The 20,448-nt window shown below is 36.1% G+C and carries 15 protein-coding genes and 1 CRISPR repeat array; of the genes, 7 read left to right on the top strand and 8 right to left on the bottom strand.

Going from position 1 to position 20,448, the window contains the following annotated elements:
• Nucleotides 1-13: 13 nt before the first annotated feature.
• From I6U50_RS08690 to pflA, 6 genes are all read left to right on the top strand, one after another.
• On the top strand, nucleotides 14-1,204 hold the full coding sequence (locus tag I6U50_RS08690; RefSeq protein WP_198638550.1) for an efflux RND transporter periplasmic adaptor subunit: 1,191 nt from the start codon (nucleotides 14-16) through the stop codon (nucleotides 1,202-1,204).
• A 9-nt stretch (nucleotides 1,205-1,213) separates the two neighbouring features.
• Nucleotides 1,214-1,624 (top strand): Fur family transcriptional regulator, encoded by a 411-nt coding sequence (locus I6U50_RS08685; RefSeq protein WP_193711161.1) that lies wholly within the window; start codon nucleotides 1,214-1,216, stop codon nucleotides 1,622-1,624.
• 172 nt (nucleotides 1,625-1,796) lie between these two features.
• Complete coding sequence (locus I6U50_RS08680) at nucleotides 1,797-3,725, top strand: heavy metal translocating P-type ATPase (protein WP_198638549.1); 1,929 nt, start codon at nucleotides 1,797-1,799, stop codon at nucleotides 3,723-3,725.
• 207 nt (nucleotides 3,726-3,932) lie between these two features.
• Nucleotides 3,933-5,213, top strand: coding sequence for an L-lactate MFS transporter (locus tag I6U50_RS08675; protein ID WP_198638548.1), 1,281 nt, complete (start codon nucleotides 3,933-3,935; stop codon nucleotides 5,211-5,213).
• Nucleotides 5,214-5,538: 325 nt separating this feature from the next.
• Complete coding sequence (pflB, locus tag I6U50_RS08670; RefSeq protein WP_198638547.1) at nucleotides 5,539-7,782, top strand: formate C-acetyltransferase; 2,244 nt, start codon at nucleotides 5,539-5,541, stop codon at nucleotides 7,780-7,782.
• A gap of 133 nt (nucleotides 7,783-7,915) precedes the next feature.
• Nucleotides 7,916-8,701 carry a pyruvate formate-lyase-activating protein gene (gene pflA, locus I6U50_RS08665; protein ID WP_198638546.1) on the top strand — a complete coding sequence of 262 codons (786 nt, stop codon included), beginning with the start codon at nucleotides 7,916-7,918 and terminating at the stop codon, nucleotides 8,699-8,701.
• Nucleotides 8,702-9,479: 778 nt separating this feature from the next.
• A CRISPR array of direct repeats spans nucleotides 9,480-11,720; the repeat unit is 46 nt; unit sequence GTTGTGAATTGCTTTCAGAATTGTATTTTTATCTAGGATTCACAGG.
• Nucleotides 11,721-11,828: 108 nt separating this feature from the next.
• Here pflA and cas2 read toward each other — a convergent pair.
• The 4 genes from cas2 to cas9 all read right to left on the bottom strand — a co-directional run bounded on the left by cas2 (nucleotide 11,829) and on the right by cas9 (nucleotide 18,204).
• Nucleotides 11,829-12,173, bottom strand: a complete 345-nt coding sequence (gene cas2 / locus I6U50_RS08660) for a CRISPR-associated endonuclease Cas2 (protein ID WP_198638545.1) — start codon at nucleotides 12,171-12,173, stop codon at nucleotides 11,829-11,831.
• Nucleotides 12,174-12,210: 37 nt separating this feature from the next.
• The gene (gene cas1 / locus I6U50_RS08655) at nucleotides 12,211-13,107 is read right to left on the bottom strand and encodes a type II CRISPR-associated endonuclease Cas1 (RefSeq protein WP_198638544.1); all 897 of its coding nucleotides are present in this window, start codon (nucleotides 13,105-13,107) and stop codon (nucleotides 12,211-12,213) included.
• Between the two features lie 48 nt (nucleotides 13,108-13,155).
• Nucleotides 13,156-13,752, bottom strand: a complete 597-nt coding sequence (locus I6U50_RS08650) for a hypothetical protein (RefSeq protein WP_198638543.1) — start codon at nucleotides 13,750-13,752, stop codon at nucleotides 13,156-13,158.
• 78 nt (nucleotides 13,753-13,830) lie between these two features.
• Nucleotides 13,831-18,204, bottom strand: coding sequence for a type II CRISPR RNA-guided endonuclease Cas9 (gene cas9 / locus I6U50_RS08645; RefSeq protein WP_198638542.1), 4,374 nt, complete (start codon nucleotides 18,202-18,204; stop codon nucleotides 13,831-13,833).
• Between the two features lie 316 nt (nucleotides 18,205-18,520).
• Between cas9 and I6U50_RS15920 the strand changes: the two genes are divergently transcribed.
• Nucleotides 18,521-18,730, top strand: a complete 210-nt coding sequence (locus tag I6U50_RS15920; protein ID WP_232805902.1) for a hypothetical protein — start codon at nucleotides 18,521-18,523, stop codon at nucleotides 18,728-18,730.
• A gap of 306 nt (nucleotides 18,731-19,036) precedes the next feature.
• On the opposite strand, the gene I6U50_RS08640 is transcribed toward I6U50_RS15920, so the two are convergent.
• The 4 genes from I6U50_RS08640 to I6U50_RS08625 all read right to left on the bottom strand — a co-directional run bounded on the left by I6U50_RS08640 (nucleotide 19,037) and on the right by I6U50_RS08625 (nucleotide 20,333).
• Nucleotides 19,037-19,354 (bottom strand): rhodanese-like domain-containing protein, encoded by a 318-nt coding sequence (locus I6U50_RS08640; protein WP_198638541.1) that lies wholly within the window; start codon nucleotides 19,352-19,354, stop codon nucleotides 19,037-19,039.
• 2 nt (nucleotides 19,355-19,356) lie between these two features.
• The gene (locus tag I6U50_RS08635) at nucleotides 19,357-19,644 is read right to left on the bottom strand and encodes a rhodanese-like domain-containing protein (RefSeq protein WP_198627631.1); all 288 of its coding nucleotides are present in this window, start codon (nucleotides 19,642-19,644) and stop codon (nucleotides 19,357-19,359) included.
• A 155-nt stretch (nucleotides 19,645-19,799) separates the two neighbouring features.
• The gene (locus I6U50_RS08630) at nucleotides 19,800-20,009 is read right to left on the bottom strand and encodes a YgaP family membrane protein (protein ID WP_198638540.1); all 210 of its coding nucleotides are present in this window, start codon (nucleotides 20,007-20,009) and stop codon (nucleotides 19,800-19,802) included.
• Nucleotides 20,010-20,027: 18 nt separating this feature from the next.
• Nucleotides 20,028-20,333 (bottom strand): hypothetical protein, encoded by a 306-nt coding sequence (locus tag I6U50_RS08625; protein ID WP_198638539.1) that lies wholly within the window; start codon nucleotides 20,331-20,333, stop codon nucleotides 20,028-20,030.
• Between the last annotated feature and the right edge of the window lie 115 nt (nucleotides 20,334-20,448).

The following is a 20,448-nucleotide window of genomic DNA, read 5'->3' as shown; positions in this document are numbered from 1 at the left end:
AACAATTAGAAGAATGATACACTTAAGTAGATATACAAAATATAGTTTCCTGATTTTAATAATATTCAGCTTTTTCTCCTGTAATGAGAATACAAGCAAAGCCGAAGAAACTGAAACCTCTAAAGAAAATAAAGAGACGATACATGTTAAAGAGGCAATGCTTACAAAAAATCAGTTTGAAAGCCTGGGGATAAAAATAGATACCTTAAGCAAAAGGAATATAAGTGGTTTTGTATCGGCCAATGGGCAATTGGAAGTCCCGCCGCAAAGCGAGGCGACGGTAACCACGGTAATGGGGGCAAATGTGGTTAAAATATTGGTGATAGAAGGAGACCAGGTTAGCAAAGGAGAAGTAATTGCATATGTAAGTCATCCCGATATTATTGAGATACAAACCAAATACCTGGATGCGTTTACCGAAAAGAGGTTACAGGAAAAAGAATTTGCGCGCCAGGAGCTTTTATATAACGAGGGTGTAGGTTCGGGAGAAACTTTTCAAAGAGCAGAGGCTGCCTTAGAGAGTTCCAGAAGCCGTGTAAAAGGTTTGCGTTCCAAATTGCGACTTTTACACCTTAACCCCAAAACTATAGAAGAGGGAAATATCATTCAGCAAATTCCGGTGAGAAGCCCTATTGAGGGAGCTATAGAGCAGGTGAATGTTAAAACCGGTCAGTATGTGGCTTCTCAAACTTCTATGTTCGAAATTGTAAATACAGATCATGTTCACGCCGATTTAATGGTGTTTGAAAAGGATGTGGCAAAAGTTGAAGTTGGGCAGAATGTAACATTTTCTGTGGCGTCTAAGCCGGGAGAAGAGATTGAAGCCTATATTATTTCTATAAGTAAAACTTTTGAACAGGATCCAAAGGCTGTACATGTACATGCTGAAATAAAGGATAAACCACAAGGTTTAATCCCGGGGATGTACGTAAAAGGCAGGATACATATAGAAAATAGACAAAGTTTGGCCCTTCCCGAAGAAGCTATTTTTAGAGATGGGGAAAGCTACTATGCTTTTACCGCCCAGGAAGAAGGAGAAGACTGGAGTATGCGGCCTGTAGAAATTATTAAGGGTGAAGTAGTTAATGGTTGGGTATCTGTAAAAATAATGGAAGACCTTCCAAAAGCAACCCGTTTTGTTCAAAATAATGCGTATTATTTAGATGCTCAAATGAATAAGGATGAAGGCGGGCATTCTCACTAAAATGATGTTATGGAAGAGATTCAGATAAAATTAAGCGAAAGAAGTATTAGGCCCACTGCGGTAAGGATTCTGGTTTATGATTACCTGGCAAAGAAAAACATTGCCAGCAGCCTTAGCGATATTGAAGACTTTATGGGGCAATCTGACCGAACAACCTTATACCGCACCTTAAAAACTTTTGAAGAGAAAGGAGTGGTTCACCAAATTGATGATGGTACGGGCGTTCAAAAATATGCGCTTTGTGAAGAAGATTGTATGTGTGATCCGCAAGACCTCCATCTTCATTTTCACTGCGTAAAATGTAATGAAACACAGTGTTTAACCGATAGGAAAATACCGCATATTAATTTGCCTAAAGGTTTTGTGGTAAAAGATGCCAATTTAGTGGTAAAGGGTATTTGCGATCAATGTGAGGGCTAACTCCTTATAGGTCTAGTGTGCAGGCCTTAAGTAAGCAAGCTTGTAAATAGGGCTGTTTGAAAAGTATATTTTCAAGCAGCCCTATTTTATTATAGGAATAAATGCACTTCTGTGGCACTACATCTTGCTCGTAATTTGAAGTTCTAAATTAAATAAACAAATATTCAGAATTATGAAAAGGAACAATATAAAATACCGGGAAGAGCATTTAAAAGGAAAAAAGCACATTAAGAAAAACAAGAAAGAAATTTTTAGGACATATTTTCCTGCCGCTATTAGTTTTTTTCTTCTTGTAACAGGACTTCTTTTAGACCTTTTTGAGGTTTCTTTTTTTGAAGGTTTTATAAGGTTAAGTTGGTACATCCTGGCCTATATCCCGGTAGGCTTTCCGGTGCTTAAAAATGGGATTAAAAATATTTGGGCAGGAGATTTTTTTACCGAATTTTTTCTAATGTCTATAGCTACTATTGGAGCTTTTGCTATTAAAGAATATCCAGAAGGCGTAGCGGTAATGTTATTTTATACCGTAGGTGAGTTGTTTCAGGAAAAGGCCGTAAAGCGGGCTAAAAGCAGTATAAAATCTTTATTAGATGTTCGTCCCAATATCGCTTCGGTTTGGAGAGATAATAGGTTTGAAAGCCTGCATCCGGAGAAAGTGAAGATTGGCGAGAAAATACAGGTAAAGCCCGGCGAAAAGATTCCGCTAGACGGAAAACTTCTTTCTGATAAAGCCCGGCTAAATACCGCTGCATTAACCGGTGAAAGTAAACCAAGACTTATAAGAAAGAATGAGCAGGTATTAAGCGGGGCGATCAATTTGGAGGGGCTTATTGAAATAGAGACCACAAAAGTTTTTAAAAATAGTGCGGTAGCCAGGATCATTGATCTAGTGCAAAATGCCAGTGCCAGAAAGTCTAAAACCGAATTGTTTATTCGGAAATTTGCCCGCATCTATACCCCTATTGTTGTGTTTGCCGCCTTAGCACTTACTTTCTTACCCTATTTTTTTATAGAAGATTACATTTTTAATGACTGGTTGTACCGTGCACTGGTTTTCCTGGTAATTTCCTGCCCTTGTGCATTGGTTGTTTCTATTCCTTTAGGCTATTTTGGCGGATTGGGCGCAGCATCGGCAAATGGAATTCTATTTAAAGGAGCTTCGTTTTTAGATAAAATAACTAAAATAAATACCCTGGTGGTAGACAAAACGGGAACGCTTACCAAAGGGATTTTTAAAATTCAAAAGGTAGAAACAGTAGGAATAGACCAATCAAAATTTTTTGATTATTTGCTGGCATTAGAAAGTAAGTCTACCCATCCTATTGCCAAAGCAATTCTTGCCGAAATAGAGGCAACAACACATTATGAAGTAAAAGATCTTAAAGAGATTTCTGGAAAAGGCCTGGTAGGAGTGATTAACGGGAAGCAGGTACTGGCCGGCAACCCTAAACTTATGGAACAGTACCATATTAGTTTTCCAAAAGAATTGGAGGCAATTGCAGCATCTGTTGTAGGGCTGGCCATAGACAATAAATATGTTGGTTATATCACCCTGGCAGATGAATTAAAAGAGGATACCAAAGCCAGTCTTGAGGCATTGAAAAACTATGGAATAAAAGAAATAATTATGCTTTCGGGAGATACCCGGGCAATTGTTCGGGAAGTTGCTGCCAAACTGGATATAGACAATGCTAAAGGGGAAATGTTACCGCAGGATAAGCTACGTGAACTTACAGAACTTAAAAAAGACGCCAAAAGAACAATTGCTTTTGTGGGAGATGGCATTAATGATTCCCCGGTATTGGCAGGCAGCGATGTGGGGATTGCTATGGGGGCACTTGGTAGCGATGTAGCCATAGATACAGCCGACGTGGTTATACAAACCGATCAATTATCTAAAATTTTACAGGGAATACAAATTGGAAAAAGTACTAGATATATTGTATGGCAAAATATTGGGATGGCATTTGGTGTAAAAGCTTTGGTTCTATTACTTGGAGCCATGGGAAGCGCCGGGATGTGGGAAGCCGTTTTTGCTGATGTAGGAGTGGCATTATTGGCCATATTAAATGCCGTTAGGTTACAAAAGAAGAAATTTTAATAGCCATAAAACCGGGTTATAGAGTTGGTACACTTTTTACTTCCATAATGATATAGCCCGGTTATTCTACCGCTTCCTAAAAAACTACTCTGACTATACTTTATTAACTTTTTATAGAAATATGTTTAATACTCTATATCCTGATGTTGGTCAGGTTTTTTTGCACGCCCATATTTTTACTTTGTAAATCCTAAAAACATTTTAGATATGGAAAAAGTTAAAAATAGATGGCTTATTGCAGCCTCAGCAGTAGGGATCCATATTTCGATTGGTTCGGTTTATGCCTGGAGCGTTTATACAAAACCACTTATTGAAAAATTTGGATGGGAACTGGCAGATACCCAGTTTACCTTTAGTTTGGCAATTTTTTTTCTGGGAATATCGGCGGCCTTTTTGGGCCATTATCTTGAAAAAAAAGGTCCCAGGAAATCGGGGCTTCTTGCCGCCATTTTCTTCGGAGTTGGAATTATAGGCTCGGGAGTTGCAATTCATTTAGAATCCCTTTATCTTTTATACATATTCTATGGTGTTTTTGGGGGCGTAGGACTGGGTTTAGGGTATATAACCCCTGTTTCTACCCTGGTAAAATGGTTTCCCGATAAACGTGGGCTTGCAACCGGCCTGGCTATTATGGGTTTCGGATTTGCGGCGCTAATTAGTAGCCCTGTAATTGTTTATCTTATTGCGGCAGTGGGTATTGCAAATGCCTTTTTTATAATGGGCAGTATCTACTTTATATTAATATTGATTTCTTCTCTATATCTTGCCCCACCTCCTAAAGATTGGCTGCCTGAAGGCTTTAAAGAAATTACAAAAACCGGAAAGAAAGTGCTGAAATCCGATCTTTCGCAGCTTACTGCCAATGAAGCGGTAAAGACAAAAAGGTTCTGGTATTTATGGTTGATGCTTTTTATAAATATTTCCTGTGGGATTGCAATTATCTCGGTAGCTTCGCCTATGGCCCAGGAATATGCCGGGATGGGCGTGGTAGCTGCTGCTACTATGGTAGGATTTATGGGCTTATTTAATGGTGCGGGTAGGATAGGCTGGGCAACTTTGTCTGATTTTATAGGAAGGCCCCTCATGTTTGCCTTGTTTTTTAGTATTCAGATTATCGCGTTCTTTTTATTGCCTTCTGCCGGCAATGCTTTGATATTTCAAGTGCTTATTTTCTTAATTTTATCTTGTTACGGAGGTGGTTTTTCTACTGTTCCCGCTTATATAGGCGATATGTTTGGAACTAAAGAACTCGGGGCCATACATGGGTATATTTTAACCGCCTGGGCTGCAGCAGGTATGGCAGGACCCTTGTTTGCTGCCTGGGGCAGGTCTATTTCAAATAGTTATAATGGTACCTTATATTTCTTTGCTACCCTTTTGGTAATCGCCTTGTTTCTATCGGTGCTAACCATATTGGAGATTCGAAAATTGAAAAAAAGAAAAGTAGCTATTCATGCCAAAAAACAAACTAAAGCAATCTTAAGCTAAAATCTGAGTAGGCTTTCTATATATATAAAGAACCGCCTAAAAACTTTTGAATCGTTATTTGGTTTAATGATATCTAAGTTTTTAGGCGGTTTTTTAATAGCCCCCGGTTTCTTTCAGAACTTACCAAAAATAGCTTGCCTTTTAAGCTGTTTAAAACTTATTAACAAAATCGTTGTAGTTGCCTTCTTTTCAAATGCTTATGTCTAAATATGATTTCAATCAGTAATTATGGTCTCAAAGAGCAGTTATTTTATATGCATATTAATAAAAGGACCCGCTAAGGTTAAAAAAACACCCAAATTTCTTTCATTCAAAATGCTGTATTATGAAAAGTCAAACTGCAGAAACAAAAGATCTTATTGAAAAAAAACTTTTAAATCTTCCCTTAATAGATGTAAAAGCTTTTGTTGAAAAAAATGTAAGCCCATATTATGGAGACGATTCCTTTTTGGAAGGTCCCACACAAAGAACCACTACGCTTTGGCAGATTTGCTTAGACGCTATGCTGGAAGAAAGAAAAAAGGATGGTTGCCTGGCCATTGATACTGAAACTATTTCAAGTATTACAAGTCATAAACCCGGATATATTAATAAAGATTTAGAACTTATTGTTGGCTTACAAACCGATGAGTTATTAAAGAGGGCTATGAAGCCTTTTGGAGGAATACGCGTGGTGGAAGGAGCTGTTGCAGAACGAGGTTTGGAAGTTGCTGAGGAGGTTAAAAACGTGTTTAAACATACCAGCGACCATAATAATGGTGTTTTTTCGGCCTATGACGATGAAATAAAACAGTACAGATCTCTTGGGATACTTACCGGCCTTCCCGACAACTATGCCAGGGGAAGAATTATTGGAGATTACCGTCGCCTGGCTTTATATGGTGCCGATGAACTTATTAGAGCCAAGAAAAACGATTTAAAAGCGGTAAATGGCGTGTTGAATGAACATAAAATACGTTTGCGCGAAGAGATTACTTCGCAGATAAAAGCCTTAAAAGACATGATCGTTCTTGGTAATTCTTACGGTTTGGAGTTAAATAGGCCTGCAACCTCTGCAAAAGAAGCTATTCAGTGGCTGTATATGGCCTATTTAGCGGCGGTGAAAGAACAGGATGGTGCTGCTATGTCGCTAGGTAATGTGTCTAATTTTATAGACATCTATATTGAAAAAGATTTAGCAAAAGGCCTCATCACCGAGTCTGAAGCACAGGAATTGGTAGACCAGTTTGTGATGAAACTACGTATGGTTCGCCACTTAAGACCCGGCGCATACGACGAAATTTTTGGTGGCGATCCCACCTGGGTTACCGAGGCTATTGGAGGCCAATTTAACGATGGAAGGACCAAAGTAACCAAAACATCCTTTAGATTTTTGCAAACCCTTTATAACCTGGGCGCATCGCCAGAACCTAACCTTACCGTGCTTTGGTCTAAAGATTTACCGGAAGGATTTAAAAAGTTCTGCGGAAAAGTTTCTATAGATACTTCTTCTATACAATATGAAAATGACGATCTAATGCGGGAAACACGTGGCTCTGACGATTATGGGATCGCTTGCTGCGTTTCTTACCAGGAATTAGGGAAAAGAATTCAGTTTTTTGGTGCCAGAACAAACCTACCAAAAACCTTATTGATGGCATTAAATGAAGGTCGCGAAGAAATTTCAGGAAAGAAAGTGCTTCAGGACATCTCGGTACTAGAAGGGGAGTATTTAGAATACGAAGCTGTGATGGAGAACTTTAAAAAATCAATGAGCCAAATTGCAGAAGTTTACTCCAGGGCCATGAATATAATTCATTATATGCACGATAGGCATTATTATGAAAAAGCTCAAATGGTTTTAATAGATTCAGACCCCGGTATTGATATGGCCTATGGGGCCGCAGGAATATCAATTATAGCCGATTCCCTTTCTGCCATTAAATACGCAAAAGTAAAACCTGTAAGAAATGAAGATGGTTTAACGGTAGACTTTATTGTAGAGGGCGATTATCCTAAATTTGGAAATGATAATGATAAGGTAGATGAAATTGCCGCATATATAACAAAGTTTTTCTCGGAAGAATTGGCAAAGCACGCCTGCTATAAAAATGCCCGGCCTACCCTTTCTTTACTTACCATTACCTCTAATGTAATGTATGGTAAAAAAACAGGAACAACCCCAGATGGCAGAAAAGAAGGAGAAGCTTTTGCTCCGGGAGCTAACCCAATGCATGGGAGAGATACCGATGGTGCGGTAGCAGCACTTAGCTCTGTAGCAAAATTAGATTATAGAGATGCCCTGGACGGAATTTCCAATACCTTTTCTATTATTCCAAAATCTTTGGGAAGTAGCAGGGAAGATCAAATAGAAAACCTTAGTAGGCTGTTAGACGGGTATTTTGAACTGGGGGCGCATCATTTGAACGTAAATGTGCTGGATAGGGAAACTTTAATGGATGCTTATAAAAATCCGGAGAACTATCCTCAATTGACTATAAGGGTTTCTGGTTATGCCGTAAACTTTACAAGGCTTTCCAAAGCCCATCAACTGGAAGTGATTACCAGAACCTTCCACGAAAGTTTATAAAATTGGTTTTTTTAGTTTTTGTGTTAGTTGGTGAGAGATCCTGTTAGTTAAACCTGGCAGGTTCTCTCATCTTTTAATTTAAATTTTTGCTCATACATAGCTCCCGGTCTAGGGAGCTTGATTCTAAAAGCATATGAAAAACACAAGTATAACAGGTTCAGGTAATTTAATTGCCAATTTACAGAAGGCGGAAGCTTTACGGGTACATTCTATTGAAACTTTTGGAACACATGACGGGCCGGGCATTAGATTGGTAATATTTGTTCAGGGATGCCAGTTTCATTGCCTGTATTGTGCCAATCCCGATACCATTAGTATAGACGGTGGTACTTTAATGAGTCTGGATCAAATTGTAGCCAAAGCCAAAAAACAAAAACCATTTTTCGGAAAGAATGGAGGCGTCACTATTTCTGGAGGCGAACCACTCTTGCAGCGTGCTATGCTAAAAGAGTTATTCAACAAACTTCATAAAGAGGGCATTCACACTACTTTAGATACCAATGGAAAAGTAATAGATAAGCAAACTAAAGACTTACTGGAAACCACAGATCTTGTGATGTTAGATATTAAACATATAAATAACGATTGGCATCATAAAATTACCAGACTGTCTAATGTAAATACCCTGAAATTCGCCGAATATAGGGAGTCTACCGGTAAACCTATGTGGTTACGCTATGTGCTGGTACCTGGTTATTCAGATCAGGAAGAGTACTTACATCAGCTGGGAGATCATTTTAAAAATTATAAAAGCATTGAAAAGATAGAAATTCTCCCTTATCATAAATTGGGAGTACATAAATGGGAAGCCCTTGGGTGGAAATATGAATTGGAGTACGTAGAAAGTCCTGAAATTACTTCCTTAAAAAAGGCTTCAGATATTCTTCAGCAATATTTTAGGAGAGTGGAGGTGGGGTAGTTGATAAAGCGTAAAATAATGCTTGCTCTGGCTTCGGAATTCGACAAGTGAAACAAGAGGATGTTCTTATGATTTTATTATATCACTGAAATTAGAGTACAGTTATTTGCTTTAGCTTCGCTAATTCTCGTAGTGATCTTCTGGACTTTTGGTTGTTGTTTTCTACGCTTTTATATTGCTGTAAAATAATGTTATTTTTGGCTTCAGAATGCAGAATTGTATTTTTAGTCTTCGACAGTTGAAACGAGAGGATGCTCTTGTGATTTTAAGTGCTTCACTCATAGAAGAGTACAGTTATTTGCTTTAGCTTCGCTGATTCTCGTGGTGATCTTCTGGACTTCGGGTTGTTGTTTTCTACGATCTTAGGTTGGTGTAAAATAATGTGGGTTTTGGCCTCAGAATTCAGAATTGTATTTTTAGTTTTGGTCATCGAGAAGTGAAACGAGAGGATGCTTATGCATTTAGGTATTTGAACCAAGAAGAGTACAGTTATTTGCTTTAGCTTCGCTGATTCTCGTGGTGATCTTCTGGACTTCGGGTTGTTGTTTTCTACGATCTTAGGTTGGTATAAAATAATGTTGTTTTTGGCTTAAGAATTCAGAATTGTATTTTTAGTTTTGGTCATCGACAAGTGAAAGGAGAGGATGCTTATGCATTTAGGTACTTGAACCAAAAAGAGTACAGTTATTTGCTTTAGCTTCGCTGATTCTCGTGGTGATCTTCTGGACTTCGGGTTTTTGTTTTCTACGATCTTAGGTTGGTGTAAAATAATGTGGGTTTTGGCCTCAGAATTCAGAATTGTATTTTTATCTAGGATTCACAGGCTTGTTTGTTTACAAAGGAACTTATGCTCTGTTGTGAATTGCTTTCAGAATTGTATTTTTATCTAGGATTCACAGGAAGGTGACCTTTTTGAAGGTTTTAAAAATAGTTGTGAATTGCTTTCAGAATTGTATTTTTATCTAGGATTCACAGGTAAATAATTACCAGGGCTTTGATTATGTTGTTGTGAATTGCTTTCAGAATTGTATTTTTATCTAGGATTCACAGGTGCTTATAGCTTCAAACTTGCTGCCCAGTCGTTGTGAATTGCTTTCAGAATTGTATTTTTATCTAGGATTCACAGGATTGGCAGGATCTATCCTCTACGATTGACAGTTGTGAATTGCTTTCAGAATTGTATTTTTATCTAGGATTCACAGGTTTTATTGGTGGATCTGTTTATGAGAATAGTTGTGAATTGCTTTCAGAATTGTATTTTTATCTAGGATTCACAGGGAAATTTACCGGCTACTAAATAATTAACAGTTGTGAATTGCTTTCAGAATTGTATTTTTATCTAGGATTCACAGGGGAAAATCAATGCACAATTAATATTTACCGGTTGTGAATTGCTTTCAGAATTGTATTTTTATCTAGGATTCACAGGTTTCTTTGGTGCTTTTTTTAGCTCTTCGTAGTTGTGAATTGCTTTCAGAATTGTATTTTTATCTAGGATTCACAGGAGAGATTTTATCAGGATGAAGCTTTTGAAGTTGTGAATTGCTTTCAGAATTGTATTTTTATCTAGGATTCACAGGTATGCCTTTACAAAGAAGAACAATGCACAGTTGTGAATTGCTTTCAGAATTGTATTTTTATCTAGGATTCACAGGAATGAAAGCATAACTACTGATTTGTATTCAGTTGTGAATTGCTTTCAGAATTGTATTTTTATCTAGGATTCACAGGAACGCAGACGACAACTATTTAAACGAGGTGTTGTGAATTGCTTTCAGAATTGTATTTTTATCTAGGATTCACAGGTTCAATTACAGAATGGTATTCCCCATCGACGTTGTGAATTGCTTTCAGAATTGTATTTTTATCTAGGATTCACAGGACGAATCTCACACTTCGCTTTTAGAATATCGTTGTGAATTGCTTTCAGAATTGTATTTTTATCTAGGATTCACAGGATTACGCAAGGCGAACTTTGTAAAATGGTTGTTGTGAATTGCTTTCAGAATTGTATTTTTATCTAGGATTCACAGGGCCAAAAAAGTTTCCATAGCATCTTTTAAGTTGTGAATTGCTTTCAGAATTGTATTTTTATCTAGGATTCACAGGTAATATTGTTGCTTCCCCAGAATTGTATGTGTTGTGAATTGCTTTCAGAATTGTATTTTTATCTAGGATTCACAGGACCGAGCCAATTAAGGAAGAAAAGCAACCGGTTGTGAATTGCTTTCAGAATTGTATTTTTATCTAGGATTCACAGGATTGCTTCTAATCCTTTGTTTACAAATCCCGTTGTGAATTGCTTTCAGAATTGTATTTTTATCTAGGATTCACAGGATATCAAACTCATTAGTATATCCGCTTTCGTTGTGAATTGCTTTCAGAATTGTATTTTTATCTAGGATTCACAGGTAAAATAACCGATGCCCTGAAGTTTATTAAGTTGTGAATTGCTTTCAGAATTGTATTTTTATCTAGGATTCACAGGACCTTTGGCGTATTTTGGAACTGGAGTAGAGTTGTGAATTGCTTTCAGAATTGTATTTTTATCTAGGATTCACAGGTACCTACAGGATTAACCGAAGCTGACGTAGTTGTGAATTGCTTTCAGAATTGTATTTTTATCTAGGATTCACAGGTTCTGCACTACAAACCAATACAGCCTTTTAGTTGTGAATTGCTTTCAGAATTGTATTTTTATCTAGGATTCACAGGAAAGAAGAAAGACCTGAAAAGGGTTATTTCGTTGTGAATTGCTTTCAGAATTGTATTTTTATCTAGGATTCACAGGTATTGGCCGCAAAATCCTGGATAGTGCCCGGTTGTGAATTGCTTTCAGAATTGTATTTTTATCTAGGATTCACAGGAGTATATGGTAATGACCTTTGCACCGATTTGTTGTGAATTGCTTTCAGAATTGTATTTTTATCTAGGATTCACAGGTTTTTCTCCAGGAGCACTTTATAAGGTTTCGTTGTGAATTGCTTTCAGAATTGTATTTTTATCTAGGATTCACAGGATACCCGCTGTAAAAAGCTGGTTTCCTGTTTTTTAGATGGTTTTGTAGGATTTAAAATTTTCTAAGTTTTAAGACATTTAAAATCAGTCGAAAAGGAGTTTTTAGATCCTAAAATAGCTCAAGTTGTTGGGTAGGGGCTTCGGGAGCGGTTTCTTTTCTACCGTGAAAAAGTTCTATCATTCCAAATTGCTTGTCGGTTATTTGCATAATACACACCTTACCTTTTTTTGGGAGATTTCTTTTAGTGCGTTTGGTATGCACATCGGCATTTTCACGGCTTGCACAAAACCTGGTATAAATGGAAAACTGAAACATGCCAAACCCATCATCAAGCAGGTTTTTTCTAAAACGAGCTGCTGCTTTTCTTTCTACTTTGGTTTCAGTTGGCAAATCAAAGAACACTAATACCCACATACTTCGATATTGATTTAAACGTGAAAATTTTTGATCCATATATTTAATATTGAAATCTGATGTGAAAAGCCTCTTGCTATTGATAAACCGGGTAAAGAATCTTCCGACTTAGATGGGCAAAACATTCATATAGAGAATTGGTGGTTCTACTAAGGGCTATCATTAGCGGGCTCCATTTACCGTCAATAAAAACATCTAAAGCCGGTATTTTTAGCAGTTGCGATTTCAGGTTTGTGCTTAACTCCTCTATATTTTCTTCTGCAAGAACTATATCATATACCAAATCATCTACATAAATGCGATAGGGTTCCATAATATCATCGGCTAGCGCAAAGGCATTGTATTTATTATGATGAAAGATTCCCACTCCCGGCAATAGACCTGAACTTATAAGTGCCCTGGCGGTAACAGCCCTTAAAATTGCATAACCGTAATTAAGCAAATTGTTTGGCGGATCTCCGTGTCTATACCTGGTAAAACCTTCTAGCTCAAAAAGGTTTTGCCAATAAAAAGCGGCTGCGATAGCTTCGTGATTTTCGGTATCGCCACTTTTCACTTCTCTAGCCCAACGCACTAGTTTTTTATGGTTTTTACCTCTCCTAAAAAGATGCTGTGCCTGATTGCTAATTTTAGCGCTTATGGTTTGCTGCCACAAATTTTTCTTTAATGGTAAACTTGCACTGAGTTGAGCTGAAAAACGTTCGGTTTGTTCGGTGTGGCCTACCAGGGGTTGTAAAATAGAGCAGGGAAGGTGTTGTTTATCACAATTCACCACGGCCGCTTTATTTTGAATAAGCTTTGTGATAAGTCCGTTGGTCAAGGTAATTTGAGGATTTTCCAGGACTAACATCCCAATATCCTCAATAGGAACTGTTTTATCTTTTTTTTCCCCTTCCGGGAAGGAAACTACTAACTGCTCGTTTTTGGTACTCAAGTAAGCAGGATTGGCAAAAAAGAGGCTGCGTTTTATCATAGTTGTTGGGTTTTTTCAATCTTGTAAAGGGTCTGAAATTTTCACGACTTAATTAATGCCCGTAATTTCTGGTGGTATCTTATGGCAATATTTAAAATTATTGAGGTCATTAAAGTAGCTTATGGCTTCTTCTCTTTGCAGTTTTGTTTCCCTATTGGAAATAATTGTTCGATATGAAGAATATTTCCAATCTTTTGGAGATGTTGCCAAACCGGCTTTTACAGGATTGTAGTGGATATAATGCATAACTTTTCTAAAATAACCTTCATTAGTTATGAGCTTTCGTTTAAAATTTTTCATAAACAGGCTCCCTTTTCTACTTTGTTGTTTGTTGAAAGCTTGTGTATAGGAACTAAAGAAGTTTGAAAATTGTTTGCTTAGGAGGAGGCTTAACTTTTCCAAAGTTTCAAACTTTGGAAAAGTTGATGATAACTCTTCTTCTGTTTTTATCCTTAACAAAAAATGAAAATGATTAGGCATCAAACAATAGCAAAACGTATCTGCTATGGGATTTATATATGTATCATACTTTTTGAGGAAGTACCTATAGTTTTCGTTTGATACAAATAATTGCTCACTCCCATTTGCTCTATTATAAATATGATAGGAGCTTTCGGGATTTAATATTGCTTTTTTGTCTTGCATATTTTCATCTTTATGGAGGTTAGTTGAGACCTCTGAGCCCTGGCAGGTTTTTAAAACCTGCCAGGGCTGGGGTGGTTTTTACCGAGGGAAAGGCTGCGTTAAATCATTTTGCCAATTTATTTTACCAAGCATTGAAACAGAAAAGTCTTTGCCTTCACATAAAAGATTACAATTATCTATCCCCATTTTTAGTAGGGGAGTATTACCTTCAATATCTATTTCGGATGATTGCTTTTTATATTTACTTACCTCTTTTTTTAGACATTTGACCGCATTTTCTCCCATATATGGCACTAGGCGAGCAAAACGATTATCCTTAATTCCTACAAATCTAAATCTGTCATCATTGTATTTTTTCTTTCTTTCCTTAACATCACTAATTGTTTCATCTTCTCTAATCTCTGTAAGTCCATATTTTTTATCATAATGAGCCACAACCTCATCTTTCTTTAACTTAACTTCTTTATCAATATCATCATCTTTGGTGGATATTAAATGATATTTCAAATAAATTCCGTTCTCATAAAATTGGGTGATTTTATACAATCTTTTTTGTTGAAAGTCCAGTTCTTTTCGTTTTTTATATTCATTATCATTTTTCAATACAAGAACTTTTTGCCCTACTTTCAAGCGTTGTTTGTCCCATTCTTTATATTGTGGGTATTCTTCATTTACATAAGCATCAAAATTGAACTTGCCGTATTTTTTAAATGCCTTGGCTACTTCAAAAGATGCTATGGGAATCATGTTTCGTTCTACTTTACCACCTATACTTTTTTGTAGTAGAATGGCATAAGGAATTGAATCAGATGCTGCATAATATTTATTTTTATGTTGATGTTTTGAACGGTAATTTACTCGTTCTTTCACCTCTCTTCCTGCTTTTGCTTTTACTCTCACATGCCTTATTATATTACCCTGAGAGTCAACAGCATCCAAACCTTGATCTTTTACAATTTCACGTATTACAGGGTCAATAATGTCTTTCACTTTCGAAACAACATCTCTTAAAGGTTTACGAACTGTATAAATAAACTCATCTTCTCCCTTTTTGTATTCCCATTCACCATTACCATTTTTTCTTTTGGGTTTACCGTCTGGATACCTTTCTACATCCTTAATTTTCCCAAGAAAGGTATCTTTGTATAATGAGCTTCTTACTGTATCTCCTTTTGCATATTTAATAATTCGGTCTCCTTTTTTATCACGAATATATCTACCTTGCTTGTCTTTTACGTATTGTATTTTTCCTCTTTTCCTTACTTTTTTAAAAGTTTTATTAAGGATTTTATCTTTTTCATAATTGACAATCAGGGTATTTCTTTCTATTTTACGAATCAGTTCTTGCGGGTTAAAATCTGATGATGGTTTTACTATTGCCCTTAATCTTGCAAGTGCACTTTTATCTTTGTTTTCCAATGCTTCATAGTATTCTTTCAAAACTCTCTCCCTATGGCTACTATTAACTGGAATAAGCGTAAGGACTGCCGCATCTATGGCGTGATGTGTGTGTTTGTTACGGCTTTTTATTTCATCTTCTTCTTGAAAGCCAAACAATTTTCTGAAATCTGCTGTAACTGTACCTTTTTGAACAACCACTTTTTTGAAATACAGTTTTAAAAACTCCCGAGCGTACTTGCTTACCATTTGTGTATCTACCAACTGCCGTCTTGCCCAACTGTCCTTTATTTCTTCTGCTTCAAAACGTTCTACTTTGTCTTTCCAATAATCTAAGTGCATTTTGAAGTAGTGCTTTTCCTGTATTCGTTTATTCTTTTTATTTTCATCTTCATTGCCTTTTGGTTTTTTTCTGCTTTCATATAAACTTTTCCATTTGTCTTTTTCTTGTTTCCACATTTCCAAGCGTGGTTCAATAGCTGTCCCCCAAGTACCTACGTCATTATAGTAATTATTACATTCTTTGGGCATCTTTTGCTTTTGTAAATCACGATTATATCTAGCATAACCAACCGTCATATTTGCCCTTGTATTATCAGGCAGAATACTACGCGGAATGGTATGCATAATGTCTATTTCATTGGAGAAAAGCTGTGATATTGAAATCATTTTTCCAGTGTACATACACTGTCCGTTTTGTTCCATCCATAATTCGTAGCGTTTTTCGGCATCTTTTTCTTTTAAAATTGTTGTGTTCTTATTTGTTTCTTGGTCCTTTTCATCTTTTTCTAATATTTGTTCTGACCATAATTCAAAAACAGGAATGCTTTCTTCTACATTAAAATTCATTTTTTCATTGTTCTTAAATTCCTTAAGGAACAATCGGTATTTCTCTCTATTGTCTCTGCGTAAGTTTTGATAACGTTCTATTGCAGCTCGTTTGTTATTGTCATTCAATTCACGAGCAAGTTCAACTACAATTTCCGTATCTTCATCAATTTTCCCCGCTTTAATGAGTTCGTTTATCAATTTGCGTAGTACGCTCATTGACTTATTGAACATTGGGTTTTTAATACTATCAATGAATGGAACCGGCAGAATTTTAATACCTGTTTTTTTGTCCGTTGGCAAATACTTTTCTCCTGTTTCCCAGTTTGTTTTTAAATTTTGATTGTATCTATTCTCCCGGATTGAATGATGATATAATTCGCCTTTCAACTCAATTTTATACTCTTTTAAAACCTCTTTAAAAATTTCGGTTAGAGTTAGAGATTTTCGATAAGACCTTTTGGTATCGTAAAAATAATCTTGATATTCATGTCCTACATCTTGAATTATTTCTTCTTTGTGTTCTTTCTCCTTCCACGATTTTTCCCCAAAATAACCCTCACAGGTCTTTTTGATTTCCTCAACATCATTTGGTTTTAAAATATATTCAAAATCTTTATAGGCAAATTTTTCAGAGTTTGTTAGGCCTTTATGTTTATCTATCAAATTATTTGTAATATTTATTATAGCTCTCTTATCATTGTACAATTGGTTAGCTTTTTTAAGTGCTTTGGTAATCACGTCCCTTTTTTCTTGCCAACTGCCGTTTATTAATTCAGGGATTTTTGCTAACACAACTGCCTCATTATATAAATAACCCTCTTTTAGAAATGGGATTATTTTGCATAACGCTTTTAAACTTAAATCTCCGTAACCTTGTAAAAATTTACCTTTTAATTCAATCAATGGTGATATAGGAACATCTTTTTTCTTTCTTTTCCTTGTGATATTTGGAATGTTTAGTTTTTTAATTGCAAAATCTTCGAGGTATGGTTCATCAAAGTCAAAAATGATATGCCATAAATCATGAATGGAGTATCTATCAATAATTTTGGGCGCATTACCAATGTGGTATTGTTCTATTTCGCCAAGTGCTTTTCTGGCTTTTTCTCCAAATATGTCAATTAAACCTTTGCAAACAGGCATTCCCGAAATGGAAGTGTCATATTCCCCTGTTTTTTTGTTTATCGGGTAATTATATTTCTTGGATTTTTTAAACTTTTTGTCAAGGAACTTTCTAATATCTTCAAATTTAAAATTTGAATCTTTTTTTAAGAATTTTTCGTGAAACAGCGCTTGTTTCATTTCAAAAGTTAAAGGTTGTTTATTATCATTCTCATCATAATATTTGATAGTGTTGATAAATTGCCAAGCTCTGGATATTTCAAAAACAGGATGGGAAACAGGACATCTTGGCTTTGTCGGTTCTAAAGTACATTTTCCAATATTTCCTCTTTGAGTTTTTAGTGGTTGCTGCCAAATAATAGCTTTCCACAGGCTTTTTACAAAATCATCTTTGTAATCTTCTTTGCCTTCTTTTTCAATGTTATAACCTTGAGCTTTACATATTTTCTCTAGTTCGTGTTGATATTCTTCACGAAGTGGGTATTGATTTCTTGCTCTTTTCCCCTTTTCAAGAAATTCTTCATTTAAAGCCTTAGCAACAGTGCCATGTCTATCTAAAGCATCTTTAAAACCATCTTCATTTCTTCTTTTTATTTGATTTTCTGTTTCCTTATCGGTTTCTCCAATATCCTTATAACCTCTACGCTGAACAATATGGTACAAAGCACGTCCAAACTCATATTTACTTAACTTATCTGTGAGACCTTTTACTCTTAGTTGATATGGATTTTTATATTTTGATCCATCATTATAGGTGAAATCACAAGCCAACCATTTTAGGAATTTTTCACTTTCTGGAAATTTTTTAATTCGCCTTTTTTTGTATTTACTCCATTCCTGTAACTCTATTTGATTTAACGGAACAAAATCACCTGCAATCAACACTTTTAGCAACTCCCATTTTCTGTACTTTCTTGATTTTATTAAATTTCTTTTTGAACGAGCTTCTCTTCGTTCCCTGGTAGGTGAAACATAACCTCCTGATTGGCCTTTAGACATTCCTGTGTTAAAAGTTACAACTCCAAAATCTATAATTTTCTCATCTTCTTTTAATGTCCATCCCGCAGATGAACTACCTAAATCTAATCCAAGTTTTGTCATATTCTATATTTTTATATATATTCGTTTTTCTGAAAGACAATTCACAACAAGGCTATAAGCCGCAGGAATTAACTCTAGGCAACTGCTTTTGGTAGTTGCCATTTTTTTAGATTATTCCAGTAAACATTAAAATAACTATAAGCCGAAGAAAAATCTTAAATCCTGCGTACTCCGTGGGATTTTTCTTTTTTATTGTAAATTAATTTTTAGTGTTGGTTTTACTCTTAGGAAAGTAGGGTGACCTAAATGTGTATAACATAATTACTAAAAATAAGTTTAAAAACCTATAAAAAATAGGGGAAAACCCTTAGTTGGTATGTGGAAATCAGGTTTTTGTAACCCGAAAAGATTTATTGCTTTTAAAGCTCCTCTAATATTGAATTATAAGGCTAACGTAGCTACAGGAAGCTTTTTTATAGTATTTTGGGGGGCTTGTAGGAGAAAGAAATTTGGTATACCTGGTTTTAATAAAGGCGTAAAAACACTAAGCCCGCCTGGTGGCGAGCAATTATTTTTGACTCTATAATCCAGATTTAATCCTCTGAGACTTGCCTCGTAAGCAAATCATATTTTCAAATATTCATGCTTTGTGAGCTTGTTCCAAAGTTATTTACTACTGTATTTTTCTTTATGAGGAACTTTACAATTTGCTGTAGAACAATTTCCTCCTGCACAGGCTAGTCCAAAAAGACCCATAACCGCCGGCCAGGCTCCAAGGGCTATACCAATCCATTGGCCTTCAAAAGCACTTTATATCATTACCAAAATGCCAATAAATAAGTAGGCAGCTCGAATCCAGGTCCAGCCGCTCGTGATTCTTGTTTTCATAAGCTTAAGAAATTTTTTCTTGAAGCCGAGCCCAACTGCCGCCGTTGTATACCCGGGTAAAGCCGCGAGACTTTAAGAGATTTTTCGCAGAAGCACTGCGCATTCCCGATGCGCAACAGGTTATAATGGGTTTATCTTTGTCTTTTAAACTAGTAAGGCTTGTACCTAAATTTTGTAAAGGCATGTTTTTAGATCCTTTAATATGCCCACCTACAAATTCTGCTTTGGTTCTTACATCTATTATTAGTCCGCCTTCTTCTAAAAGTTCATTATAATTGGGTGCAGGTTTAATGCCTAATAGTCGTTTAAGTTTTGCAATCATATTTATACTTCTTGCTGAGTTAGGTAATTTACTTCCAGCCAAGAGCCGCCATTAATACAATCTATGCCCTGCCTGCTCAAATAATTCGCTGCCTGTCCGCTTCGGTTTCCCGAGGCACAGCATAAAATTAAGGGTGCTTGCATTTGTTTTAGTTCATCTACTCGGTGTGGAATTTCATGAAGCGGAATATTAACCGAGCCGGAAACACTTCCGCCCATAAATTCCTGGTGCGTACGAACATCTACAATACTACCGCCGGTACTTTTGCTTAATTCTTCTTTTGTGCTCATCATCATTATTTTTAAATAAATAATTTCTTGATTTTCAGTTGCAAAACTAAGCTTAAAGCCCGTGTATTACAGTTACTTTTGTTACATAATCTTCTAAGAAACAAAGCTTTTAAGATTGCCCGGGCCAAAAGCTTTAATTTGTCTAGCCTAAGCGCTTAGCACTTTTGTCCCGGCTTTAACTCGTCTGAAATTCCCAGCCTTTCCAGGATTTTATCCATTAAGCACCAATGGGTTAGGGAAGATTGCAAAAGGTTGGCGCCAACAAAAGCGGTAAACCACAGCCATTTTATATTTACATAAACAGCTAAAACAAGGCTTATTAATACAAAGCTTCCTGCAATGCCACGTACAATTCTATTTTTCATTTTTGGATAATTTAAAGTTTAGATATATTTTTCAATGTTAACCACAGCCAAGCGAATAGGATTATTGGTCTCCATTTTTTCGTTAAATTCTGAAACCAGATTAAAGAGCAGGTCAATTTTTTCTTTTTCTGTAAACGAAAAGAACATAAGCGACTCATTACCGCCTTTCTCTCCAGGAAACCAGCTTAGGGTGGCGATTAGCTTGTTAGATTTTTTATAACCATCTATTTCAGAACGGCTAAAGGCTTCAATTTTTGCCGTTTTAAATAGTTTGAGAATCTCCTCCTGAAATTCTGCTACACTTGTTAGAATTAATAATTTCATAATCTTAATATTTATAGAGTAGGCTATAAGTAGGAAGCTTTTGCTTTTTAGCTTATAGCCTAGTTAGTTTCACTCGCTAATTGATATTGAATCTTTCAGGGCTTGCCACAAAGTA

It is taken from the genome of Salegentibacter maritimus (assembly GCF_016236975.1).
Lineage (GTDB): Bacteria > Bacteroidota > Bacteroidia > Flavobacteriales > Flavobacteriaceae > Salegentibacter > Salegentibacter maritimus.
Note: the sequence above shows the minus strand (reverse complement) of the source record. Positions and strands in the feature narration are given on the sequence as shown.